Genomic DNA, 24,538 nt, shown 5'->3' with positions numbered 1-24,538 from the left:
ACGCAACGGGGAACACGATGTCCAAACCGATCCTGTCCGCGGCGCTCGGCGCGCTACTGCTCTCCACCGCCCTCGGGGGCGCCCCGGCGATGGCCGAGGAGAAGACCGAGTTCCGCATCGCCTGGTCGATCTATGTCGGCTGGATGCCCTGGGGCTACCTGGAAGACAGCGGGATCATGGACAAGTGGGCCGACAAGTACGGCATCGACGTCGAGATCGTGCAGATCAACGACTACGTGGAGTCCATCAACCAGTACGCCGCGGGCGCCTTCGACGGCGTGACCGCGACCAACATGGACACGCTCTCGATCCCCGCGGGCGGCGGCGTGGACACCACCGCGCTGATCATCGGCGACTATTCCAACGGCAATGACGCGGTGATCGTGAAGGAGGGCGGCCTCGCCGACCTCAAGGGCAAGCCGGTCAACCTGGTGGAGCTTTCGGTCTCCCACTACCTGCTGGCGCGCGGGCTCGACACCGTGGGGCTGGAGGAGAGCGACCTCGGCGGCGTCATCAATACCTCGGACGCCGACATGATCGCCGCCTTCCAGACCGCGGACGTGGAAGCCGTCGTCACCTGGAACCCGCTGGTGGCCGAGATCCTCGAGGATCCGAAGGCGACCAAGGTGTTCGACAGCTCGCAGATCCCCGGGGAGATCCTGGACCTGCTGGTGGTGAACACCGGGACGCTGGCCGACAACCCCGCCTTCGGCAAGGCGCTGGCCGGCGCCTGGTACGAGGTGATGGGGCTGATGCAGGCCGGGGACGAGGCCGCGCTGACCGCGATGGCCGAGGCCTCGGGCACGGACCTTGCCGGCTACAAGGCGCAGATGGCGGCGACCGAGCTCTTCTTCGACCCCGCCGCCGCGGTGGCGCAGGCCGAGAGCGCGGATCTGCCCAGGACCATGGTCACGGTGGCCGAGTTCCTGTTCGACAAGGGCATCCTCGGCGTCGGCGCGCCCTCGGCCGATTTCATCGGCGTTGCCTACCCCGACGGGACCGTCACCGGCGACGCGAACAACGTGAAGTTCCGCTTCGACGCCACCTACATGCAGATGGCCGCCGACGGCGCCCTCTGATCCCGCGACCCCGCTGGGGGGAGAGGGCCGCGCCCGGGGGGACCTTCCCTCCGCCCCGCGCGCGGCCCGGGCCGCCGGGCCGCGCCGCTTCCCATGGGCGGCCCGGCGGCCGCGACACGCGCCCCCGGCCCCGGCGCGCCCCGCCGCGCGCCCCCTGCCCGCGCCGCCCCGGCCCGGCGCCCCCCGTGTCCGCCCGTTCCGCAGCCCGCCCCCGGAGGCCCCATGCGCCTGATCAACCGCAGACCATCCCGCCGCGCGGCCGTGCTGCTGGGGGCGCTCCCGTTCCTGGCGGTGCTGATCGCCTACCAGGTCGGCTCGGACATCCGGCTGGCCGAGAACCCGGCGGACAAGCTGCTGCCCGCGCCCTCGACCATCCTCGAGACCGCCGAGCGCATCTTCACCGAGCCCGACCGGCGCTCGAAGACCGTGCTTCTCTGGGCCGACACCGCGGCGAGCCTCGAGCGGCTGGCCTTCGGCGTGGGCGCGGCGGCGCTGATCTCGCTGCTCTTCGGGCTGGCCATCGGGCTGGTTCCCTATGCGCGGGCCAAGTGGAACGCCTTCGTCAACGTCCTCTCGATGGTGCCGCCGCTGGCGCTGCTGCCGATCCTCTTCATCGTGTTCGGGCTGGGCGAGGCCTCCAAGATCGTCCTCATCGCCGTGGGCGTGACCCCGTTCATGATCCGGGACCTCTCGCAGCGCGTCCTCGACATCCCGCATGAGCAGATCGTCAAGGCGCAGACGCTGGGGGCCACGTCGCTGGTCATCGCCATCCGCGTCGCCCTGCCCCAGCTTCTGCCGCGCCTCATCTCCGCCGTGCGGCTCTCGCTCGGCTCGGCCTGGCTGTTCCTGATCGCGGCGGAGGCGGTCGCGTCCGACGTGGGCCTCGGCTACCGCATCTTCCTCGTGCGCCGCTACCTCGCCATGGACGTGATCCTGACCTACGTCATCTGGATCACCTTGCTGGCCTTCCTGGTCGACCTCGCGCTCAAGACCCTGTCGCGCAAGGCGTTTCCGTGGATGGAGGCCGGGCTATGAGCTTCGTGAGCGTGCGCGACATCTGGCAGTCCTATGACGGGCGGCCCATCCTGGAACGGGTGAACCTGGACGTCGACGAAGGCGAGTTCGTCTCCATCGTCGGGGCTTCGGGCTGCGGCAAGTCCACCTTCCTGCGGCTGCTGCTGGCCGAGGAACGGCCCACGAAGGGCGAGATCCGCATCGACGGCGGCGAACCGGCGCAGGAACCGAACCCCGAGCGGGGCGTGGTGTTCCAGCGCTACTCCGTCTTCCCGCACATGACGGTGCGCGAGAACATCGTGGCCGCCGAGGCGTTCAAGACCCGGCTCGGCTTCCTTGGCCGCGCCGCCCGCCGCGCCGCGCTGGCGCGGGCGGACGAGACCCTCGAGCGCATCGGCCTGTCCCATGTCGCGGGCGCCTACCCCGCGACGCTCTCGGGCGGGATGCAGCAGCGCCTCGCCATCGGCCAGGCGCTGACCGCCCGCCCGCGGATCCTCTTGCTGGACGAGCCCTTCGGCGCGCTCGACCCGGGCACGCGCCTCGCGATGCATGACTTCCTGGTCGAGCTGCGCGGCGAGACCGCGATGACCGTGTTCATGGTCACCCATGACCTGGAAGAGGGGTTCAAGCTCGGCGACCGGGTGCTGGTCTTCGACAAGCCCCGCTGGGACCCTCACGACCCCAACGCCTGGGGCGCCACCATCACCTACGACTTCAACGCGCGCGACGGGGGCATCCCGTTCCAGCCGCGCGATGCGTTCGACAATATCGGAGAGCGGGATGTCGCCTGAGCCGTCACGCGATCCAGTCCACGTCCTGTCCCGGACCGGTCCAGCCGTAAACGCGCCAGCCGTTCTCGATCCGCGCGCCGGGGACATGGATCGCGGCGAGGGCGGCGCGGATCTCTTCCACGCCCGCCACCTCGCTGGCGAAGATGTCGACATGGCGGCAGTAGCCGTACCAGCCGCCTTTCGCGCCGGGACAGCGGAAGTGATGGACCCACTCGCGATCAATGGGGGCGTAATGCCCGTTCGTGGCCATGGTTCTGTAGGGCGGACCGCCGAGCGCACACATCGCAAGCCGCAGCTCATCCCACTTCGTGCGGTTCATGACCGGCCGCAAATCCTGATCATCCATCCCGCGCCTCCGACGTCGCCCACCGGCGGTGCAGGCTATCACAACTGACCAAGGGGTCTCCGATGTTTCCGTTCTCTCAGGAGCGCACCCGCTCGCACCATCCCTCGGACCAGGCGAAGGCGCTGGAGGACCGCCGCCTGCGCCGCCACCACCCGGACCTGACCAAGCTCGCCGGCTGGAAGGCGATGCAGAAGGAGGGCGAGCTGCCCGAGGGCCGCTGGGACGAGGAGCGCCGCTGGGCGCTGCGCATGGGCCTGACCGGGGCGGCCAGCATCGAGGACAAGTCGATCCCCACCTTCGCCCGCGGCGAGCTTCCCCATTTCGCGGGCATCAACACGTTCCTGAAGGCGCCCTATGCCGAGGACGTGCTGGAGGTCGGCCACTACGACGCCACCGTCCTCGGCATCCCCTTCGACGGCGGCACCACCTACCGGCCCGGCACCCGCTTCGGCCCGCAGGGGGTGCGCAAGATCAGCGCCCTCTACACCCCCTACAACTACGAGCTCGGCGTCGATCTGCGCGAGCAGATGACGCTCTGCGATGCTGGCGACGTGTTCACCATCCCGGCGAATATCGAGAAGTCGTTCGACCAGATCAGCCGGGCGGTGAGCCACGTGGCCTCCTCGGGCTCCTTCCCGATCATGATCGGCGGCGACCACTCCATCGGCTACCCGTGCGTGAAGGGCATCGCCGACGTCACCTCGAAGAAGATCGGCATCGTCCATTTCGACCGCCACGCCGACATCCAGGAGAAGGATCTCGACGAGCGGATGCACACCACGCCCTGGTTCCACGCCACCAACATGCCCAATGTTCCGGCCAAGAACCTCGTGCAGATCGGCATCGGCGGCTGGCAGGTCCCGCGCGAGGCGGTGAAGGTGGCGCGCGAGCGCGAGACCAACATCATCACCATGGGCGACATGGAGCGGATGGGCGTCGACAAGACCGCCGAGATGGCGCTGGAGATGGCCTGGGACGGGGTGGACATGGTCTACATGTCCTTCGACATCGACAGCATCGACTGCGGCTTCGTCCCCGGCACCGGCTGGCCCGAGCCGGGCGGGTTCCTGCCGCGCGAGGCGCTGGCGCTGGCCTCGAAGGTCGCCGCGGAAGGCCTGTGCGGGATGGAGCTGGTCGAGGTCTCGCCCCCCTACGACACCTCGGACATCACCGCGCTGATGGGCACGCGGGTGATCGTGGACGTGCTCGGGGCCATGGTGTCGAACGGCAAGATGGGCGCGCACAAGAAGCACATCGACAAGCCGGTGCAGTTCCCCCACGGGGAATTCGAGGGCCATCGCTGGTCGAACAAGCGATGAGGCGGGCGAATTCCAGCGGGATCGCCCGGCCGCAGGCCGGGCTGCGCCCGACCCTCCCCCCGGGAGGGCGCAATGGCGACGTCGCGCGCCATGCCGCCCTCGGCGCGGGCCTTGACGCGCGCCCCCTGCCTTCCACGTTCCGCTGCGCCCACCCAGGGTCGGGCGCAGCCCTTCTTTCGCTGATCGGAGCGTCTCATGCCGCATGAACACGGGCCGGACGGCCATCATCACCATGGCCATGACCACGGCCATCACCATCACCACGGCCACGACCATCCCCATGGCGGCCATGGCCACAACCACGCCCACCCGGACCACCTGCATTCGCACATGCACCACGCGGACGAGGCGGCGGACCTGCAGGTCCTCGCCACCCAGTTCATCGAGGGGTTCCTGTCCGCCAAGGACAAGACCAGCTACCTCAAGCTCGCCGGCGTTCCGTTCGAGCGTCCCGGCAAGGGCGGCGCGAAGGCGCTGAAGCTGGTGGACGTGGAGCTGAAGACCGACTGGCAGGTCGGCACGGCCTCCCCCTCCTTCGGCTCGCGCGAGCTCAGCTACCTTCCGTTCCCGGGCGAGATGGTGCAGGAGCGGACCAACATAGGCCTCGTCTACGTGTCGATGGACGAGAAATCCGTCCTCGACATCCGGGACTTTCTTTACGCACGCAAACAGGAGATCGAAGCATGAAGACCCTCGCCGCAACCGCCGCCGCCATCCTTTCCGCCGCCCCCGCGCTGGCCCATGACGGCGCCCACATGCACCCGCACGGGGCCGAGGCCGGGCCGGGCGCGATCCTCGCCTCGCTGGCGCTGCTGGCCATGGTCATGGGCGCGGTCGCCTACTGGCGGCGCTGAAGGACGGACCGAGAGGGACAGGCGGGGACAGGCGAAAACGCCGCCCCGCGGCAAAGGAAAGGGCGCGGCCGGTTTCCCGGCCGCGCCCTTCCGCGTTTCAGCGGGGACAAGGCCCCTGCCTGGATCAGGTCACGGGGTCACTTCACGTCGAAGCGGTCGGCGTCCATCACCTTGGTCCAGGCCTTGACGAAGGCCGACACGAACTTCGCGCCGTCGTCATCGCAGGCATAGACCTCGGCCAGCGCGCGCAGCTGGCTGTTCGAGCCGTAGATCAGGTCCACGCGGGTCCCGGTCCACTTGGCGGCGCCGGTCTTCAGGTCCTTGCCCTCGAACACGCCCGGCTGCCCGTCGACCTGCTTCCACACCGTCGAGGTGTCGAGGATGTTGGTGAAGAAGTCGTTGGACAGCACCCCCACGCGGTCGGTCAGCACGCCATGCGCGGTCCCGCCATGGTTGGCCCCCAGCACCCGCAGACCGCCCAGCAGCGCCGTCATCTCGGGCGCGGTCAGGGTCAGCAGCTGGGCGCGGTCCACCATCATCTCCTCGGCCGGGATCGCGTAATCGGCCTTGAGGTAGTTGCGGAACGCATCCGCCTCCGGCTCCAGCACGCTGAAGCTGTCGGCGTCGGTCTGCGCCTCGGTCGCGTCGGTGCGGCCGGGGGTGAAGGGCACGGTCACGTCGTGGCCGCCCGCCTTCGCCGCCGCCTCGATCCCCGCGCAGCCGCCCAGCACGATCAGGTCGGCGAGCGAAACCTTCTTGTCGCCCCTGGCGTCGAACGCCGCCTTCACGCCTTCATAGGCCTTGAGGGTGGCGGCCAGGGTCTCGGGCTCGTTCACCTCCCACCCCGACTGCGGGGCGAGGCGGATGCGCGCGCCATTGGCGCCGCCGCGCTTGTCCGAGCCGCGGAAGGTCGAGGCCGAGGCCCAGGCGGTGTAGATCAGGTCGCGCTGCGAGACGCCGCAGGACAGCAGCTCGGCCTTCAGCGCCGCCGCGTCCGCGTCGTCGATCAGCGGGTGATCCACGGCCGGAACCGGGTCCATCCAGATCAGCTCCTCGTCCGGCACGTCCGGGCCGAGGAACAGCGCCCGCGGGCCCATGTCGCGATGGGTCAGCTTGTACCAGGCGCGGGCGAAGGCGTCGGCGAACTCCTCCGGGTTGGCATGGAACCGGCGCGAGATCTTCTCATAGGCCGGGTCCATGCGCATCGCCATGTCGGCGGTGGTCATCATCGGCATGGCCTTGCCCTTGCCGTCGGCCGAGGGGGGCATGTCCTCTTCCTTGATGTCCTTGGGCTGCCACTGCCAGGCGCCCGCGGGGGACTTCACCAGCTCCCACTCATAGCCGAACAGCAGGTCGAAATAGCCCATGTCCCACTGGGTCGGGTTGGTGGTCCAGGCGCCCTCGATGCCGGAGGTGATGGTGTCGATCCCCTTGCCGGACTTGTGGGAGGAGAGCCAGCCGAAGCCCATCGCCTCGAGCGGCGCGGCCTCGGGGTCCGGGCCGACATGGGCCGCATCCCCGGCGCCGTGGGCCTTGCCGAAGGTGTGGCCGCCCGCGGTCAGGGCCACCGTCTCCTCGTCGTTCATCGCCATGCGCGCGAAGGTCTCGCGCACGTCGCGGGCCGAGGCGAGCGGATCGGGGTTCCCGTCCGGGCCTTCCGGGTTCACGTAGATCAGGCCCATCTGAACGGCGGCCAGCGGGTTCTCGAGCTCCCGGTCGCCGGAATAGCGCGAATTGGGCTTGTCCGAGGTCGCCAGCCACTCGGTCTCGGCGCCCCAGTAGATGTCCTCCTCCGGCTCCCAGATGTCTTCGCGGCCGCCCGCGAAGCCGAAGGGCTTGAGGCCCATGGACTCGATCGCGCAGTTGCCGGCGAGGATGTAGAGGTCGGCCCAGGAGATCTTGTTGCCGTATTTCTTCTTGATCGGCCACAGCAGGCGGCGGGCCTTGTCGAGGTTGCCGTTGTCGGGCCAGGAGTTCAGGGGGGCGAAGCGCTGCGCGCCCGCGCCCGCGCCGCCGCGGCCGTCGCCCATGCGGTAGGTGCCGGCGGAATGCCAGGCCATGCGGATGAAGAAGCCGCCGTAATGGCCGTAATCGGCGGGCCACCAGTCCTGGCTGTCGGTCATCAGCGCGAACAGGTCCTGCTTCACCGCCTCGAGGTCGAGCGACTTGAACGCCTCGGCATAGTTGAAGTCAGGGTCCATCGGGTCGGTCTTGGCCGACTGCTGGCTCAGGACCTTCAGGTTCAGCTGGTTCGGCCACCAGTCGCTGTTCGAGCGCGCGCCGACATTCATCGGCTGGTGCATCACCGGGCACTTGCCCTGCGGGCTGTCGCTGCCGTCCATCATGTCGTCTCTCCCTTTTGGTCTCGTTGCTTGCGTGACGCGCAGGGGCGGCCGAGGGGGGCCGCGTCCTGCTTCGACTCGGACCATAACGCCGCAGTTCGATCAGGCAAATTTGCATCTTCTGATCGGGATGATAATTTCACCTGATAATGCATCTCACGCTCCGCCAGCTTCGCTATTTCAAGGCCCTCGCGCGCGAGGGGCATTTCGGCCGCGCGGCCGAGGCCAGCGCCGTGTCGCAGCCCGCCTTGTCCATGCAGATCAAGGAGCTGGAGGAGCATCTGGGCGCCGCCCTGTTCGAGCGCGGCGCGCGCCGGGTGCGCCTGACGGGGCTGGGGCGGGAGTTCGAGCTGCGGGTGGACGAGATCCTGCGCCAAGTGGACGAGCTGGGGGAGCTCGCGCGCATCTCCCGCGACCGGCTCGCCGGGCCGCTGCGGATCGGCGTGATCCCCACCATCGCGCCCTATCTTCTGCCGCGGCTGATCTCGGACCTCTCTCGCGCCCATGACGGCATCGACATCCGCCTGCGCGAGACGGTCACCCCCCGGCTGCTGGAGGAGCTCGGCGACGGGCGCATCGACCTCGCCATCCTCGCGCTGCCGGTCTCGGAGCCGTCGCTGACCGAGGTGCCGCTGTTTGAGGAGGAGTTCGTGCTAGTCCGCCCCGAGGGCGAGGCGGGCCGCCCGGTCCCGGACGGCGAGGCGCTGCGCGAGATGCGCCTGCTGCTGCTCGAGGAAGGCCACTGCTTCCGCGACCAGGCGCTGACCTTCTGCAACATGCACAACGCCCCCCCGCGCGAGATCATGAACGGCTCGTCGCTGGCCACCCTGGTGCAGATGGTCGGGGCCGGGATCGGCGTGACGCTGATCCCGCAGATGGCGGTGGCGGTGGAGACCCGCTCGGCCGCCGTGTCGGTGGACCGGCTGGCGGCGCCGCGGCCGAGCCGCACCATCGGGCTGGTCTGGCGCCGCTCCACCCCCATGGCCGACCAGCTGCGCGGGCTGGCCGAGGAGATCCGCGCCTCGGCCGCCGCCCTGCGGGCCGAGACCGGGGCGCCCGGCGGCGGCGCGGGAACCCCGGGTTAACCGTTCGTCTGCATGCTGCGCCCGCCGGGGGTCCGCACGGGGCCCCCGCGCCCCCGCGACGGCAGGACGAGCGAGACCCAGCATGAACACCCCCGCCCCCACCGGGCCCAAGGGCGCCGACGCGGACGCGCCCCTTTCCGAAGCGCTTGAGGACGCGGCGGAGGTCGAGGACGCGGCCCTGTCCGAGGCGGACGCGGACGCCGCGCTCGCGGCCGAAGCCCTCGAGGACGCGCTGGACGAGGACCTTCTCGGCGCCGCCGGGGAGGAGGAGGAGAACGACGACGAAGCCTTCGCCGACGCGGCGGAGGAAGACGGCGCGCTTGAAGGCGAAAACCTCGATGCCGGGGACGAGGGTGGCGAGGCGGACGCCGAGGAGACGCCCGAGGACGCGCTTTCGGAGGACGACGCGCCCGACGACGCGCTGTCCGATGACGAGATGATCGACGACGAGATGATCGCCGACGAAACCGAGGCGGACGACGCCCTCGCCGGGGCGGAGACGGCGGACGACGCCCTCGCCGGGGCGGAGACGGCGGAAGACGACCTCGCGGAAGACGACCTCTCGGACGAAGACCTGGCCGAGGGAGACCTGGCCGAGGAAGAGGGCGACCTCCCCGAGGAAGACGCGGCCGCGGAGGCGGTCGAGGAGGACGCGCCCGCGGACGCGACTTTCGATGAAGACGAGGAAGACCTCGAAGACGCCCTTCTCGACGGCGACGAAAGCGCCGAGGCCGAGGCGCCTGCCGCGGAGGACCTCGAGGAGGACGCCCTTCTCGACGAGGCGGCGCCCGAACCCGAACCGGAAGACGAAGCGGACGCCGAAGCGGAGATCGAGGCGCAGACCGCGGCGAAACCCGAACCGGATGCTGAACCGGAGATCGAGGCGGAAGCGGACCCCGCGCCGGAACCGGCCCTCGAAGCCGACCCCGAACCGGCCGCCGCCGAAGCCGCGGCCGAGGCCGCCCCCTCGCCCGGGGCCCGCGCCCGCGCGCTCCTCCAGGCCGGGCTCGCCACCCACCTTCTGTCCATCGACCCGGGGGCGGAGGACCACGCCGCCCTCCTGGCCCCGCTGCTGCCGCGCATCGACGGCCCGCTGTTCCGCGTCGCCCCCACCCTCTACGCCCTGCGTGCGCAGGCGGGCGACGCGCTCGACGCGGACATCCCCGCGGGCTGCACCGCCGCGCCCATCGACGCGCCGGAAGACGCCCCCGACACGCCCGCCGGGGACGAGGGCGCCCCCTCGCTCGCGCTCCTCGCCCCGCTCGCCGACGCCGCCCTGCGCGCCGCCGGTCCGCACCTTGTCATCGACGCGGGCTACGCCGCCGATCTCGCCGCCGACGCCGCGCGGCGCACGGCCGAGGGCGTCGCCGCCGCCGTCGCCGCCGCCGACGCCCCCCGCCTGCGCGCGCAGGTGGTCGAACAGGCGGCCGAGGCGCAGGCCCCGCTGCTGGCGCGGATCGACGCCGTCGCCGCGGGCTTCGACGCGCTGCGGGCCGAGACCGGCGCCGCCCTCGTCGCCCGGCTCGACGCCCTCCAGTCCGCCCTCGACGCCCTGCGCGAGGAAGCCGCCCCCGGCGACGCGCTCGGACCCGTCCTGGCCGAGGCGCTCGCCGCCTCCGAGGCGCGGCTGGTCGACCGCCTCGCCCCCGCGGAGTCCGACGGGGAGGCCGCCGACGCCGCGCTGGAGACCCTGCGCGCCGAGCTCTCGCGCGACCGCGAGACCCGGCGCAGGCGCCACGACGCGCTCTCGCGCCGCCTCGACGGGCTGCGCGGCGCCATCGAAAGCGTCGACCCGACCCCCCGCCTCGACGCCCTGTCCGAGGAGATGTCGGCCTGGCGCGACGCCGCGCTCGGCGCCCTCGCCCGCCCGCTGACCGACCGGATCGACGCCGCGGCGGACGACCTCGCCGCCCGGATCGAGGCGGGCGCCCGCGCCGGGGCCGCGGCCTCGGACGGGCTGCGCGTGGCGCTCTCGACCGCCGAGGGCGCGCAGACCGTGCTCGCCGCCCAGGTCGCCCGGATGGAGGAGGCCGCGGCCGCGCTGACCGCCCGGCTCGGGGCGCTCGAGGCGCGGATCGAGGGCGGGGCGGAGGCGATGCACCAGGCCATCGCGGGGCTCGAAGACCGGCTCGCCGCGCGCGACCCGGGGCCGGGCATCCTCGACGCCATCGCCGCGCTGCAGGCCGGGCTGGCCGATGCGCCCGGCCCGGACATGGGCCCGGTCGAGGCGCTCGCGGACCGGATCGCGGCGCTGGAGAAACGCGCCGAGGCCGACGGCGCCGCCACCCGCGCGGCGCTGGGCGGGATCGCCGCGCGCTCGGAAGGCGCGGCGACGGCGGCCGATCTCGACGCCCGCTTCGCGGCGCTCGAGGCGCGGCTGTCGGAGGAAGCCGAGGCGCGCGACGCGCGCCTGACGGCGCTGGTCGAAACCGCCGCCGAGGGGGCCGAGACCCGGGCCGAGGAGGCGCTGGCCGACGCGCTCGGCGCGCTCGAGGCGCGCGACGCCCAGCTGCGCGCGGCGCTGGAAATGGCCCGCGCCCGGCGGCGCAAGCCGGGGGATGGGTCATGATCGAGATGATCCTGCACTGGGCGCCCGTCGCGGCGGCGCCGGTCGCGCTGATCGCGGCGCTGGTCGCCGTGATGGTGCTGCGCCGCGGGGCGAAGGCGGGCCAGGCGAAGGTGGAGGCGCGGCTGGAGCTGCTCGACCGCCGGTTCAAGGGCCTCGCCGAGGCGCTGGCCGCCTTCGTGGAGGCCCCGGCCCAGGAGTCGCGGCGGCTCGACGCGATCGCGAAGCGGCTCGGCGATGATCTCGACGTGCTGTTCCGCCATGCCGCGCAGCTCGAGGGCGTGGTGCAGGCCGAAACCGGAAAGGTGCTCGAGGCGCTGGGATCGGGCGGGGACGAGCGCCTCGCCGGGATCGAGGCGATGCTGGACCGGATGGAGAGCGACGCGGCCGAGCGGGCCGACGCCGCCGAACGGGACATGGCGGCGCTGGCCGAGGCGCTTTCGGCGCTGCCCGCGGGCGACGCGCGGCCCGGCGCCGATGCGGGGTCGGGGGGGGCGGCCGGTCCCGGCGACGACGCGCCGCCCGTCGCAGTGGACGGCGCGGAGGACGATGCGGACGCCTTCTCCGACCCCGGGGACGAAGTGGAGCCGGAGGATGAGGAAGAGCCCTTCGCCGGACCGGAGGACGGGGAGGAGACCTTCGCCGAAACGCAGGACGAGGAAGAGGACGAGGACGAGGACGACGACGCGCTCTCCGCCGCCGAAGCGCCGGGCGACGCCCCCGTCGCGCAGTTCCCGGATAGGCAGGTCCCCGGCACGCAGGCCCCCGCAGCCCCGGTCGCGGCCGCCGATCTCGCCGCCGTCCACGACGCGCTGGCCCGGATCGAGGCGTCGCTGGCCGCCGAGACCGCCGCGCCCGACGCCGACATCCTGCGCGCCGCCGTCGCCGACGCGCTGCAGGAGGCGCGGCAGGAGCCGGGCGTGGACTCGCTGCTGCCGGTCCTCCACACCTTGCAGGAGAAGCTGTCGAAGATGGACTCCGCCTCGGCCGCCCGCGCCGCCGCCCTGCGCGCGGCGCTGGACGAGGCCGCGGCGAAGATCGGCGCCGAGGCGCTGCACCCGATCGAGGCGAAGCTGGACGAGGCCGCCGCCGCCGCCGACATCCGCGGCAAGGCCGCCGCGCAGGGCTTCGCCGAGCTCGCCGCCGCGCTGCGCGCCGCCGGGGATGCGGATGGCGACGAGGCGCTGCACGCCGCGCTCGAGGAACAGGCCCAGGCCATCGAGGCGCTGGGCGCCCGGCAGGAAGCGCGGCTCGAGGCCATCGAGGCGGCGCTGGGCGGGGCCGGGATCGACGCCGGGCCGCTGGAGGAGAAGCTCGACGCCCTCGCCGAGGCGGGGCGCGCGGATGCCGAGGCGCTGGCCGCGCGGCTGTCGGCGCTGGACGCCCAGGTCGACGCGCTGTCGGAGCGGATCGAGGCGCTGCACGCGGTGCGCGCCGACCCGGCCGAGCGCGCCCGGGCGCGGATCGTGCCGCTGGACTGAGGCGCGGCGGGGGCGGTGCTCGAGGCGCTCGAAGGCAAGCGCGAAGGCGACCAGCGCGCGCCGACCGTTTCCGGGCCTCGATCCCGAGACCCGGCGTGGCGACGGGCGGGTTTCAAGCCGCCGCCCCGGGCGGAACGCCGCGGGCGCCGTCGAGACCCGGAGCCGAGACCCGCGGCGCCGACCGCGGCCCGGACGCGCCAGGCGGTCCCGGCGTCGCGGCCTTTCCAGCCCTGCGGGCTTCGGAGGCGGGACGGACGTCCGGCCCCGGCCCGAATGGCTGACGGGGACCGCCGCTGCGCGGGGAGGGGGCCGCCCCCTGATCCGGCGGTCGACCTGGCCACGCCCGGGCCGGGCGGCCCTCCGCGAAGCCGCCCCGACCGGGGCGCCCATGCGCAAGGCGCCGCGGCGCCGGGGAGATGCCCGTCACGTCGGCGGCTGTCCTCGCTCCCACCCTTCGGCTCCTTGCCGCCTCCGGCAAACCTCGCCGCTGCGCCCCCGTCCCTGGTCAAGCCGCGGTTGACGTCGCCCGGGGCGCGGACCGCCTCCGCCGAAGCCGCCCCCGGACCCGAACGGTCCTGCGCCCTGCGCCTTGGCGCCTGGAACCGCCCGGCAGGGCGGTGCAGGTGCACCCCCAGCCGCCCTGCCCCATCCGCCGCCGGGAGGAGGCCGCACCGGCGCCGGAAGCCCGCCATGGCGGCATGTCCCGCCCGGGCTGCGGTTCATCCCGCGCCGCGGCGCCTCGCTCCGCCGCAGCACGGCGCCGGGCGCATGGTCGCCGGCGCCGCCCCCTCACCGCCCCTCGCGGCCGCGGGGCCGCGCCGGCGCCGCGCAAGCCAGGCGGCTGCATGCCCTCGACGCGCGCGACCGGCGCCGCCCGCGCGTCGCGCCAAAGGCGTCGGCAACCGGGTTTCGCCCGGGGCGGCGCCCGGGGGGCCGCCCACCGACGCCATCGGCTCGCCCTGCCCCGGAAGGCTGCCCCGGAAGGCTGCACCGCCGACCCAACGCGGATCTCGCTGCGCCGCCGTGGACCCGCCAGCCCACGCGCGCCTCCGACGCCCACGGGCGCCGCGCCCCCGTGCCGAGCATCCCCGGCGCCGCCCTCCACGCGCCGCAAGCGGCCTGCCCGCTCCGCCCGCCCCCGCACCCGCCCCCCGCGGTTTTCCCTTGAGCGTCGGACCCGTTGCCGCGAAATACAGGGCTCCGGCGCGCGGGCGCAGACCATCCAGGGCGGACGACATGATCATCGGCATCGACCTCGGCACCACCAACTCCGTCTGCGCCGTGTTCAAGGACGGCGAACCGGCGCTGGTCCCCAACGCGCTGGGCGAAACCGTCACCCCCTCGGCCGTCCATCTCGGCAAGGACGGCGCCATGACCGTCGGCCGCGCCGCGCGCGACCGCCTCGCCACCGAACCCGACCGCACCGCCGCCCGCTTCAAGCGCTGGATGGGCACCCAGCACGACGTGCGCCTCGGGCGCAGGACCCTGCGCCCCGAGGACCTCTCGGCCGCCGTGCTCGGCGCCCTCAAGGCCGATGCCGAGGCGTTCCTGGGCGCGCCGGTGACCGAGGCGGTCATCTCGGTCCCCGCCTATTTCAACGACGTGCAGCGCAAGGCGACCATCGCCGCCGCGGGCATCGCCGGGCTGACCGTGCGCCGCCTCGTGAACGAGCCCACCGCCGCCGCCCTCGCCTACGGGGTGCGCGACAAGGAGGGCGAGAGCACCTTCATCGTCATCGATCTCGGGGGCGGCACCTTCGACGTCACCGTGCTGGAGATGTTCGAGGGGGTGATGGAGGTCCGCGCCTCGGCCGGGGACGCGTTCCTGGGGGGCGAGGATTTCACCGACGCGCTGGCCCGCGCCTTCGCCGAGCGGATCGGCGCCGATCCCGGCAAGACCCCGCCCGAGGACCGCGCCCGCCTGCGCGCCGCGGCCGAGACGGTCAAGCGCCGCCTCGCCGCGGCGCCCGAGGCCGAGGCGACCGTGGTGCTGAACGGGGCCGAGCATAGCCTGACCATGGACCGCGAGGGTTTCGCGGGCCTGTGCGAGCCGCTGCTCGCGCGCCTCTCGCTGCCGATCCGCCGGGCGCTGACCGACGCGCAGCTGCGCGCCGACGACATCGACCGCATCTTCCTCGTGGGCGGCGCCACGCGCCTCGACGCCGTGCGCCGCATGGTCTCGCGCCTGTTCGGGCGCTTCCCCGAGCACGAGATCGACCCCGACCTGGCCGTCGGCCTCGGGGCCGCGGTGCAGGCCGGGCTGCTGGCGCGGGACGAGAGCCTGGAGGAGGTGGTGATGACCGATGTCTGCCCCTTCACCCTCGGCATCGCCTCGGTCCAGCAGATCGGCGAGGAACGCTATCGCGACGGCGTCTTCGCCCCGATCATCGAGCGCAACACCCCGATCCCCGCCAGCCGCGCGCAGACTTTCCAGGCGCTGCGGCCGGGGATGAAGGAGGTGACGATCTCGGTCTACCAGGGCGAGGCGCCGGACGTGAAGGACAACGTCGCCATCGGCGCCTACCAGGCGAAGATCCCCAGCGGCTCGGGCGTGAAGGAGGAGATCGAGGTCCGCTTCACCTATGACGTCTCGGGGGTGCTGGAGGTGCTGACCACCGCCTCGGACGGGCGCGAGACGCAGCTGGTGATCCAGAACTCCGCCGCGGCGCTGAGCGAGGCGGACATCGCGCAGCGCCTGAAGGAGCTGGAGCGGATCAAGCGCCACCCGCGCGACGACGCGCCGAACCAGGCGATGTCGGCCCGGCTGCGCGCGGCCTATGAGAACGCGCTGGGGGACCGGCGGCAGGCGATCTCGGGGCTGATCGGCCGGTTCGAGGCGGCGCTGGAGCGGCAGGACCCGAAGCTGGCGGCGGCGGAGCGCGAGGAGATCGCGGCGCTGCTGGACCGGCTGGGGGACGGGTATGACCCCTTCTGAGGCCTTCGCCGAGCTGGGGCTGGCGCGGGCGGGGGCGGACAGGCGCGCCGTCCGCTCGGCCTATGCGAAGCGGCTGAAGGTGGTGCGCCCCGAGGAGGACCCCGAGGGGTTCATGCGCCTGCGCGCGGCCTATGAGCTGGCCCGGCGGATCGCGCCCGACGGCAAGCGCGCCGCGGCGGAGGATCCGGCGAAGGCGGCGCCCGCGCCGGAGCCTTCGCCGGCGCCTTCGCCGGAGCCCGCGCCCGATGCGCCCCCGCCCCCGCCGCGGGACGAGGCCCCGCCCCCGCCGCCTGCGACCCCGGCCACCGCCCATCCCGCCGGGCTCGACGCCCCCTGGGACGAACCCTCGCCCGCGGATGCCGACGCCCAGCCGATGCCCGCGCGCCGCCGCCTGCAGCGCGCCGCCGACGCGGTCCTGGGCGGCGCCGACGACGCCCCGGACAAGGCGCGCGACGCCGAAGAGCGCGCGCCCGCCCTGCGCCGCGCCGCCGGGCGCGACCTGCTCTCGCGCCTCTACCAGGAGGATGACTGGAACGCCTTCGCCTCGCCCTGGACCGGCGGGTCCGCCGCCCCGCCGCGCAGCCTGACGCTGGCGCAGGCCGAGGCGCTCAACCGCATGTTCCGCTTCGACCGGGACAGGTCCGAGACCCTGAACGACGCCATGCTGTCGGCCTATTGGCGCGCCATCGCCGCGGCGCTGGAAGAAGCGCATGGCCCGGACGCCCTGCCCCCGGCCCTGGACCTGCGGGCGCTGAACGCCCGCGCCCGGGCGGACGCCGAGGCGCGCAAGGTGGATTACTTCGACCAGGCCGAGCGGAAGATGATCGCCTTCGCCCCGGCCAGCCGCGCGATGGAGGCGATCCGCGGCATGGACGACGCCGCCCGCGCCGATCCGGCCGAATGGGTGAAGATCCTCGACGCGCCGTATATCGAGACGCTGGACGACGTGGAGCGGCTCGGCCCGCCGCTGCGGCTTTGGCTGGCGCAGCAGACGGGCTACGAGCCTTACGCCAAGGAGGTTCCCTCGCCCATCCCCGTGCCCGCCTGGCTGACCCCCGAGGTGCTGACGGTGATCGACCGGCGCTATGGCGTCGGCCGCGCCCGGAGCGTGCATGACCGCGGGCCGCTGACCCGACACCTCGCCGCCCTCTGCGCCGCGCTTCTGGAACCCGCGCAGGCCGAGGTGCAATGGCGCGCCGCCGCGACCCGCACCCGCTGGAAGCCGCCCTTCTACGCCACCTGGTCGGGGCTGCTGATCGCCTACGCCGCCTTCCGCCTCTACCAGTTGATCTAGGGCCGCCATGACCTTCCTCGCCATCTTCGCGGTGATCCTGCTGATCTTCTCCGGGCGCTCGATGCTGCGCTGGATCGCCGGGCAGGTGCGGCTCTGGCGCCGGTTCGACGGGCGCGACCTGCCGACGGAGCACTGGCGGCGGCTCGCCCTCGCCGCCGCGCTGATCGCGGCGGTGGAGCTGGTGCTGCCCTCGACCGCGCTGACCGGGCGGGCGGAGATCCCCGACGCCCCGCGCATCGACCTGTGGTCCGGGCCGGCGCAGGACGCGGCCGCGGCGCCGACCCTGGCCGAGGCCGCGGCGCAGACGCCCTGGCTGGCGCGGCTGACCTGGTACACGCCGGAGCGGGAGGCGAAGCTGCGCGAGGTGGTGACCTGGGCCGCCGCCGCGTCGCGGGTGCAGGCCGGCGGCGCGGCGCTGGTCAGCGGGCTTGCAGGCGTCGACCCGGCGGCGCTGGCGCAGGCGGCGCGGGGGCCCTTCGCGGACCCGAACGCGGACCCGGTGACGACGAGCATCTATGTCCGCCAGATCGCCTGGTCCGTGCCCGAGGGGATCGCGGGGCTGGTCCAGTCGGACCCGCTGCCCGACCCCGGGGCGCGCTGGACCGCCGCGCCGCCGCTGCTGGCCGCGAAGATCGACAAGCGCTACGGGCCGCCCGCGGTGATGGGCCCGGCGGAAGGGGGCCTGCGCGCGCGGCTCGAGGGCGCGGCGCTGCGGCTGACCGGCGACCGGCGCGACATGGGGCCGGTGCGCGACGCGATGATCTGCCGGGCCGAGACGACCGCCGCGGGGGCGGTGGAGCCCGTCTGCCGGGTCTCGATCCACCTGCCGATGGTCTATGACACCTATGCGCCCGATTGCGCGGGGCCCGATTGCGTGCGCCGCTGGACGCGGCCGCTGCTGGTGCTGCGCCTGTCGCCCGGGCGGGTGGAGATCGCCCGGCCCGAGAGCGTGACGGGCGTCGACCCCTCCACAAGCTGGGCCCTGACCTGGGACGGCGAGACGCGGGAGATCGGCCCGGTCTTCGTTCTGACTGGAGCCGAGGCGCGCGCCTTCGCGGCGGCCGAAGACCTTCGCGCGACCCACCGCAAGGCCGCTGACGCGCAGGGGCTGCTCTGGGCCCGGCGCAAGCCCTTCGCCTGGCCGCCCGGCCCGCGCCTTGTAGCGCAGAGCGCGCCTTTCGCGGGGGCCGAGGCCAGGGTCCCGACGCCGCTGCTGCACGAGGCCGCCGCCATCGCGGGCCTCGGGACCCAGGGGCTCGCCGCCGCCGTCGCCTCCATCGGCAAGACCGGGCGGCTGCTGACCCAGTCGGCGGACCTGGTGCACGAGGACGCGCCGATCATCCGCAGCAACCCGCGGGCGCGCTGCGGCCTCACCTGGCGCCCGCGCCTCTCCGTCGCGCCCGAACTGCGCCGCGAAGGGACGACGCGGACCCTGGGGAACAAGGTGCTCGACCCGATCGTCGCCTCGCGGTCCTGGGACTGGGAGGCGCTGGTCGACCCGGTGCAGAACCCCGAGGCCTGCGCCTGGGCGCAGCTGAGCCTCTGGAGCATGAGCGGCGCGATCGACGCGCTGTCGGGCCGCGGGCCGCGGATCGCGCCGGATGCGCCCGACCCGGCGCCGCGCCCGCCGACGGCGGCGGACCTCAAGGCGGAGCGGGCGGCGGCGGCTCAGGCCCGGCCCAGCGCCCGCAGCGCCGAGACCAGCGACGCGGCGGCGCCGGACAGCGCCTCCTCGTCCGCGGCCGAGTAGCCCAGCAGCAGCCCCTGCGGCGGGTCGGGCAGCGTCGCGGCGGCCGAGAGCGGGCGCACCAGCAGCCCCGCGCGCCCCGCCGCCGCCGCGGCCTCCACGTCCGTGCGCCCCGCCAGCGCGGGACCCAGCCCGGCCACCAGGTGCATCCCCGACGGGTCGGGCGCGACGGACAGCACGTCCCCGGCCCCCGCCAGCGCGGCCAGCAGATGCGCCTGGCGGCGGGCGTAGACGCGGCGCATCCGGCGCAGGTGGGTGGCGAATTCGCCGCTCTGCATGAAGGCCGCCAGCGCCGGCTGCGGCGCCAGCGAGGCCCGCGCCCCGGTGACCGCGAGATGCGCCCGCGCCGGGTCCAGCAGCGCCTCGGGCAGCACCAGGTATCCAAGCCGCAGCGCCGGGCTGAGCAGCTTGGAGAAGCTGCCCATGTAGATCACCCGCCGCAGGCCATCGAGCCCGGCGAGCGTCGGGAAGGGGCGGCCCTGGTAGCGGAACTCGCTGTCGTAATCATCCTCGATCACCAGCGCGCCCCGCGCCTCGGCCCAGCCCAGCACGCCCATGCGCCGCGGCACCGGCATCGCCGCCCCGGTCGGATAGTGGCGCGAGGGGGTCAGCACCGCCGCCGCCGCGCCCGCGGGCAGCGCCTCGGGGTCCAGCCCCTGCCCGTCCACCCGCACCGGCGCGATGGAGAGGCCCGCGCGGCGGAACAGCTCTCGCTGCGTCGGCCAGCCGGGGTCCTCGACGGCGACGAGATCCCCGGCGGCGAGGGCGGCGTGGCGGATGATGTCGAACCCGTCCCAGGCCCCGGCGGTGATGACCACCTGCCCCGGGCGGCAGTCGAGCCCGCGCCAGGCCGAGAGATGCGCGGCGATGGCGGCGCGCAGCGGCGGCCAGCCGAACGGGTCGGCGCGGCCCAGCAGGCCCGGGTCGGGCTTGCGCCAGGCCTGCTCCAGCCGCCGCGCCCAGGCCCGGTGCGGGAACAGCGCCTGGTCGGGCGCGCCGGGGTGGAAGGGCGACCAGTCGGCGGGCGGCGGCGGCGCCTCGACCCGCCGCGGGGCGGGAGGCGCGAGGTGGGGCGGATGTTCGGCCACATAGGTGCCGTCGCCGCGGCGGGCATGCAGGTAGCCCTCGGCGGTCAGCTGGTCATAGGCGGTGGTCACGGTCATGCGCGAGACGGACAGCTCCGCCGCCAGCGCCCGGCTGGCGGGCATCCGCGCGCCCGGGTGGCGGCCGGTCAGGATCAGCGCCCGCAGCGCCTCGGCCAGCTGCGCGTGCATCGGCGCGCCCCCGCCCCGCTCGAGGCCGAGGGCGAAGAGCGCGGCCTCGAGATTGGACCGATGTTTTTCCGCGTGATTGGACATGCCCATCGGGCCAATAGCCGGGTAGGCACGCCCCCAGTCAAGACATTCCCGCCCGAGGAGCCTTCCCATGGACGACCAGCTCTCCGCCCCGCGTCCCGATCCGCTTCCCGTCACCGAGCGCAGCCGGCTGCGGCGGTCCCACCAGCGCGGCCATTTCGACCGCGAGACGATCTATTCCATCCTCGACGCCCAGCCGATGTGCAGCGTCGGCTACGTGATGGACGGCAAGCCCTATGTCACCCCGACCCTGCAATGGCGCGAGGGGGATCACGTGTACTGGCACGGCTCCTCGGCCAGCCGGGCGCTGAAGGCGGGGCGCGGGGTCGAGGTCTGCCTGACCGTCTCGATCCTCGACGGGTTCGTGCTGGCGCGCTCGGGGATGCATCACTCGGTCAACTCCCGCTCGGTGATGCTGTTCGGCGAGGCGCAGGTGGTGGAGGACCCGGCGGAGAAGCACGCGAAGCTCGGCCGCTTCGTGAACGCGCTGTTCCCGGGCCGCTACGAGATGCTGCGCGAGGAGCATGCCCAGGACCTGAAGGCGACGATGGTGCTGGGGATGAAGATCGAGGAAGGCGCCGCCAAGGTGCGGACCGGCGGGCCGATCGACGAGGACGAGGATTACGACCTGCCGATCTGGGCCGGGGTGATCCCGGTGAAGATGGTGGCGGGCGAGGCGATCCCCGACCCGCGCAACCTGCCCGGGGTGGAGATGCCCGAGCATGTGAAGGGCTACCGCTTCCCCGAGTGACGGGGCGCGCGCGGCCGGGGCCCCCGGCCGCGCGCCTGCAACAGCGCGGCGCCGCTAAAGCAGCGCCTGCACGATCCGCCCCTGCGCCCACCAGATCGACGGATAGGCGCTGATCCAGATCCAGAAGAACCGGTTCAGCCCGAAGAAACAGGCGTTGGAGAAGTGGAAGCTGCCGGTGACCAGCAGCGCCGGGGCCAGCGCCAGCGGGTGGAGGAGGGCGAAGGGAAAGGCCAGCTCGAACCCGATCACCCCCCAGCCCGCCAGCCGCAGCGCCCCGGGCCGGTCGGCCCAGCCCCTGAGCGCGGTGGAGACCGGGTAGGCCGAGAAGCGGAACACGTCCACCAGCGCCCGCCCCGAGCGCCATTCGCGGTTCCAGACCTTCACCCAGCCCGAGATGAAATAGCTCAGCGTCAATTGGACGGCGAGATAGGCCAGCGCCGTCTGCGCCAGCACCGGGTCGGGCGCCCAGCGCGCCGCGCAAAGGCAGGACAGGATCAGCAGGCTCATCTTGTCCGAGCCGCCATTATAGGGCCCGTCGAAGCGGCGCAGCAGCGCGAGGCCGCAGGCCAGCAGGCCGAGCAGCGCGTAAGCGGGCGCGATCCCGGCCAGCAGCAGCGCGGCGAGGCCCATGCGCGGGAGGTGCAGGAGGCGCTCATCCCGGAAGCCGCGCATGTGCTCGGCCCCCTGCTGCAGGAAGCACAGCGCCATCATCGCCTCGGTCAGCCGCTGGGCGAGCTCGAAGGTCACCGCCCTTCCCCCGGGGCCGCCCTCGGGTAAGCGCCCGAGACATGCTCCACCTCGCGCAGGATCGCGTCGCCTTCGCGGCGCACGAAGACGAGGCGGAAGCGCAGCTCTCCCGGCCCGGGGCCGAGGTCGCGCAGGATGCGGCGGGCGATCTCCCGCTCCGCCAGCGCGGCGTCGTGGAGGGGGCCGCCCTCGACGATCCGCTCGGCGCAGCTGGTCATGAACAGCGTCTCGTTCCAGCGCGGGTTCCACAGCATCCGGCGCAGCATCCGCGCGGGGGACACGCGCTCCGGGCGCGGCCGCGCCTCCTGCCACGCGGTCGGCATCGCGCCGGGGCGGCCTGACAGCCCGTATTCGATCCGCGGCGAGGGCGCGACCTCCTTGAAAAAGCGCCAGGAGGGGATCAGCGCGGGCAGGTACAGGGACAGGATGCGCAGCATGGCGGGGCCTTCGGTCCGGTGGGGCGGACCGAGGATGGCGCGGAAGGGTGGTGAATTGGCTAACGCCCGCTGAAGGCGCGCCGTCAGAAACGCGCGTCAGTACCCCATGTCGCGCACATAGGCATCAAAGCGGCGCTGCATCTCGGGGTCGCGCGGGGCGCCCTCCCCGCCCCAGATCTCGTTGAACGCGGTGGTGAGGCGGGCGATCAGGTCCGGGTCCCAGCCCTGCTCGGCGCTCGGATAGGCGCCGAAACCGCCGAACTTGGCGGCGTCGTAGAGCGCCCGGTCCCCGACCCGCGCCGCGGCCATCTCGAGCGTGATGCACAGCATGGCGGCGCCCGCTTCGCTGTTGCTCTCGCCCGGATAGGTCCCGGCATGGCAATGGGCGGTGAAGCCGCGCCAGTCCGCGCCCAGGCTCTCGTCCCGCGGCGGGGCGGGCGGCAGGGCGACCCCCGCGGCCTTCGCGATCCCCTCCTCGAGCCAGCGCAGGCGCGGGCCGTCGCAGCCGTCGAGCGAGACCAGGTCGATCGCCGCGCGGAACCGCCCGTCCCAGGTCATGTCCGAGAACCACGGCGCGGTCGCGCGCCCCGCGCCCTCGAATTCCGGGCGCACGCGCAGGGTCTTGAGGAAGGTCTCGCTCTCCTCGCCCAGCCAGGCGCCGAGGCCGTTGCGGCGGGTCTCGGTGAAGGTCATGGCGATGGGGATCTCGACCGGGTTCGGCCCGTAACAGGCCGCGCGGTGGACCGAGAGGGCGTAGAGGATCCGGGCCACGGCGCCGGCGGTCTCGGGCGTGTCGATGGCCGTGGTTTCGTGGCGCCAGAGGGCGAGGAACGCGGCGTCGCCCGACAGGCCCGCAAGCTGCGGCGGCAGGGGCGGGGCGCCCCGGTCGGCGGCGCGGAGCAGGTGGACCTGTCTGTCCCAGCCTCGCTCCTGCGGGCGGTAGACCAGGGCCAGGATCTGCAGCGGCGCGCCATCGGGGCCGAGCAGCGTCGCCCCCACCAGCGACCGGGCGCCGAAGGCGCCGTCGCCCCAGCCGCGGATCACCGCGCCGGGCCGGATCCCGGCCAGCGCGGCGGGGCCGCCGGGGGCGACGCCGGTGACGAAGGTGGTGTTCGAGGCGGTCTCGACCCTGAGGCCGAACCCGGTCCAGAGCGGCGCGGCGGCGGGATCGGCGGAAAGGTCGGGCGCCTCGCCGAAACTCCCGGCCTCGGCCAGCCGGGCGCGCATGGCGCGCAGCGGGGCCTCCTGCGCCTCGGCCTGGGCGGCCGCGCGGGCGTCGCGTTCGGCACGCAGGCGGGCGCCGACGGCTTCGCGGACCTCGGCCATGCGGGCGTTGGTCATGTGGCGCAGAAGGGCGGCGTCGGCGGTTCCGTCCTCGGGCAGGCCGACCTCCCGCTGGTAGCAGCGGACGCCCTCGGCGATCTTTTCCTCGAAGCTTGCGCGCGGGCTGAAGGGCCAGCAGCCCATCATGTTGAGGCTCCCGCGCAGGCGCTGAAGCTGGTCGTCCGAGAGCGGCCCGTCCGCGTCAGCGTCCGGGGCGGGCGCGGGCGCGGGCGCGGGATCCGCCTGCGCCGCGGCGTCGGGCGCGGCGGGGCGCGGCACGGGCGCCCCCGCGGCGGGGCCCGCCGGGTCCTGCGCCGGGACGGCGGCGGGCTCGGCCTCGGCCGCGATGCGCAGGGCGGCGACGTCCTCGGCCAGCAGCACGCCGTCCACGGCGCGGCCGGTGCGCCGCTCGAAACACTTCACCGAGCGATTGACGGCGGCCGAGGGCGCGCCGTCCTCGGGGCCGTAATAGCAGCCGAGGCGGGTCAGCGCCGCCTGCACCGAGGCGAGATCGCCGATGGCGGCGGCGGTGCGGTCCAGCTCGGCCAGCTCGGCCGCCGCCGGCGCCGCGTCCGGCTCGCCGCCCAGCGCGGCTCCGAAACAGCGCAGGCCCCGGCGCAGCTTGCCCGACCAGCGCCCGTCGACCGGGCCGTCATAGCAGCCGACGAGGCCGAGCTTGCGCTGCAGCTCCGCCGGGTCCGGCGCGGCGGCGGCGGCGGCGCGCAGGGCCTGCATCTCGGCGTCCGAGAGCGCGCCGTCCGGGCGTCCGTCGCCGTGGCGCCGCTCGAAACAGCGGATCGCGCGGGACATGGCGCGCGACTCCTTGCCGTCGATGGGGCCGTCATAGCAGTCGAGCCGAGCCAGCGCCGCCTGCGCCTCGGTGGTGTCGGCGGCGGCGGGCGCGGCGGCCAGCAGGGCCAGGCCAAGCCCGGCCAGGGCGGCGGCGGAAAGGCGTCGGACCATCATCGCGGAACTCCCCGTCCGACCTTCGCCCAGTCGGCGCCCGGTCGGCGCTTCCATCGGTTGCGGACGCACCAGCGTGGATCGGGCGGCGGCGGCGATCAAGCCCCGCC

At 73.9% G+C, this 24,538-nt stretch carries 19 protein-coding genes; 13 read left to right on the top strand and 6 right to left on the bottom strand.

The window, feature by feature from the left end:
- The first annotated feature begins 17 nt into the window (after positions 1-17).
- From ACQ5SO_RS07760 to ACQ5SO_RS07750, 3 genes are all read left to right on the top strand, one after another.
- Positions 18-1,079, top strand: a complete 1,062-nt coding sequence (locus tag ACQ5SO_RS07760; RefSeq protein ID WP_430941013.1) for a putative urea ABC transporter substrate-binding protein — start codon at positions 18-20, stop codon at positions 1,077-1,079.
- A gap of 222 nt (positions 1,080-1,301) precedes the next feature.
- Positions 1,302-2,114, top strand: coding sequence for an ABC transporter permease (locus ACQ5SO_RS07755; RefSeq protein ID WP_430941012.1), 813 nt, complete (start codon positions 1,302-1,304; stop codon positions 2,112-2,114).
- A complete protein-coding gene (locus ACQ5SO_RS07750) occupies positions 2,111-2,884 on the top strand; it encodes an ATP-binding cassette domain-containing protein (protein ID WP_430941011.1) in 774 nt (257 codons plus the stop codon). The genes ACQ5SO_RS07755 and ACQ5SO_RS07750 overlap by 4 nt, the downstream gene beginning before the upstream one ends.
- Positions 2,885-2,888: 4 nt before the next feature.
- Here ACQ5SO_RS07750 and ACQ5SO_RS07745 read toward each other — a convergent pair whose 3' ends face one another.
- Positions 2,889-3,230: a DUF6678 family protein gene (locus tag ACQ5SO_RS07745; protein ID WP_430941010.1), complete on the bottom strand. Its 342-nt coding sequence runs from the start codon at positions 3,228-3,230 to the stop codon at positions 2,889-2,891.
- Between the two features lie 62 nt (positions 3,231-3,292).
- Here ACQ5SO_RS07745 and ACQ5SO_RS07740 point away from each other — a divergent pair, with 62 nt between their 5' ends.
- The 3 genes from ACQ5SO_RS07740 (at position 3,293) to ACQ5SO_RS07730 (ending at position 5,403) form a co-directional block, all read left to right on the top strand.
- Positions 3,293-4,549, top strand: a complete 1,257-nt coding sequence (locus ACQ5SO_RS07740) for an agmatinase family protein (protein WP_430941009.1) — start codon at positions 3,293-3,295, stop codon at positions 4,547-4,549.
- A gap of 195 nt (positions 4,550-4,744) precedes the next feature.
- Positions 4,745-5,236 (top strand): hypothetical protein, encoded by a 492-nt coding sequence (locus tag ACQ5SO_RS07735; RefSeq protein WP_430941008.1) that lies wholly within the window; start codon positions 4,745-4,747, stop codon positions 5,234-5,236.
- Positions 5,233-5,403, top strand: a complete 171-nt coding sequence (locus tag ACQ5SO_RS07730; RefSeq protein ID WP_430941007.1) for a peptidase M23 — start codon at positions 5,233-5,235, stop codon at positions 5,401-5,403. The genes ACQ5SO_RS07735 and ACQ5SO_RS07730 overlap by 4 nt, the downstream gene beginning before the upstream one ends.
- Positions 5,404-5,540: 137 nt before the next feature.
- Here the strand turns inward: ACQ5SO_RS07730 and katG are convergent, their stop codons facing one another.
- The gene (gene katG, locus ACQ5SO_RS07725; protein ID WP_430941055.1) at positions 5,541-7,745 is read right to left on the bottom strand and encodes a catalase/peroxidase HPI; all 2,205 of its coding nucleotides are present in this window, start codon (positions 7,743-7,745) and stop codon (positions 5,541-5,543) included.
- Between the two features lie 146 nt (positions 7,746-7,891).
- Here katG and ACQ5SO_RS07720 point away from each other — a divergent pair, with 146 nt between their 5' ends.
- The 6 genes from ACQ5SO_RS07720 (at position 7,892) to ACQ5SO_RS07695 (ending at position 18,855) form a co-directional block, all read left to right on the top strand.
- Positions 7,892-8,830: a LysR substrate-binding domain-containing protein gene (locus ACQ5SO_RS07720; protein ID WP_430941054.1), complete on the top strand. Its 939-nt coding sequence runs from the start codon at positions 7,892-7,894 to the stop codon at positions 8,828-8,830.
- Positions 8,831-8,912: 82 nt separating this feature from the next.
- Positions 8,913-11,399: a hypothetical protein gene (locus ACQ5SO_RS07715; RefSeq protein ID WP_430941006.1), complete on the top strand. Its 2,487-nt coding sequence runs from the start codon at positions 8,913-8,915 to the stop codon at positions 11,397-11,399.
- Entirely contained in the window at positions 11,396-12,877 is a 1,482-nt protein-coding gene (locus ACQ5SO_RS07710) for a hypothetical protein (RefSeq protein WP_430941005.1), read from the top strand. The genes ACQ5SO_RS07715 and ACQ5SO_RS07710 overlap by 4 nt, the downstream gene beginning before the upstream one ends.
- A gap of 1,236 nt (positions 12,878-14,113) precedes the next feature.
- On the top strand, positions 14,114-15,811 hold the full coding sequence (locus ACQ5SO_RS07705; protein WP_430941004.1) for an Hsp70 family protein: 1,698 nt from the start codon (positions 14,114-14,116) through the stop codon (positions 15,809-15,811).
- Positions 15,798-17,105, top strand: a complete 1,308-nt coding sequence (locus ACQ5SO_RS07700) for a hypothetical protein (protein ID WP_430941003.1) — start codon at positions 15,798-15,800, stop codon at positions 17,103-17,105. Before ACQ5SO_RS07705 ends, ACQ5SO_RS07700 begins: the two co-directional genes overlap by 14 nt.
- Positions 17,106-17,112: 7 nt before the next feature.
- On the top strand, positions 17,113-18,855 hold the full coding sequence (locus tag ACQ5SO_RS07695; RefSeq protein ID WP_430941002.1) for a hypothetical protein: 1,743 nt from the start codon (positions 17,113-17,115) through the stop codon (positions 18,853-18,855).
- On the opposite strand, the gene ACQ5SO_RS07690 is transcribed toward ACQ5SO_RS07695, so the two are convergent.
- Positions 18,774-20,210, bottom strand: a complete 1,437-nt coding sequence (locus tag ACQ5SO_RS07690; protein WP_430941001.1) for a PLP-dependent aminotransferase family protein — start codon at positions 20,208-20,210, stop codon at positions 18,774-18,776. The genes ACQ5SO_RS07695 and ACQ5SO_RS07690 overlap by 82 nt on opposite strands.
- A gap of 67 nt (positions 20,211-20,277) precedes the next feature.
- Here ACQ5SO_RS07690 and ACQ5SO_RS07685 point away from each other — a divergent pair, with 67 nt between their 5' ends.
- Positions 20,278-20,958: a pyridoxamine 5'-phosphate oxidase family protein gene (locus tag ACQ5SO_RS07685; RefSeq protein ID WP_430941000.1), complete on the top strand. Its 681-nt coding sequence runs from the start codon at positions 20,278-20,280 to the stop codon at positions 20,956-20,958.
- 54 nt (positions 20,959-21,012) lie between these two features.
- Here the strand turns inward: ACQ5SO_RS07685 and ACQ5SO_RS07680 are convergent, their stop codons facing one another.
- The 3 genes from ACQ5SO_RS07680 to ACQ5SO_RS07670 form a co-directional block, all read right to left on the bottom strand.
- A complete protein-coding gene (locus ACQ5SO_RS07680) occupies positions 21,013-21,705 on the bottom strand; it encodes an HTTM domain-containing protein (RefSeq protein ID WP_430940999.1) in 693 nt (230 codons plus the stop codon).
- Entirely contained in the window at positions 21,702-22,142 is a 441-nt protein-coding gene (locus ACQ5SO_RS07675) for a hypothetical protein (protein ID WP_430940998.1), read from the bottom strand. The genes ACQ5SO_RS07680 and ACQ5SO_RS07675 overlap by 4 nt, the downstream gene beginning before the upstream one ends.
- A gap of 96 nt (positions 22,143-22,238) precedes the next feature.
- Positions 22,239-24,431, bottom strand: a complete 2,193-nt coding sequence (locus ACQ5SO_RS07670) for a hypothetical protein (protein WP_430940997.1) — start codon at positions 24,429-24,431, stop codon at positions 22,239-22,241.
- Between the last annotated feature and the right edge of the window lie 107 nt (positions 24,432-24,538).

Source organism: Rhodovulum sp. DZ06 (assembly GCF_050586345.1).
GTDB lineage: Bacteria > Pseudomonadota > Alphaproteobacteria > Rhodobacterales > Rhodobacteraceae > JBOCEF01.
The sequence above is the reverse complement of the archived record's forward strand: the minus strand, read 5'-3'. Positions and strand labels throughout refer to the sequence as shown.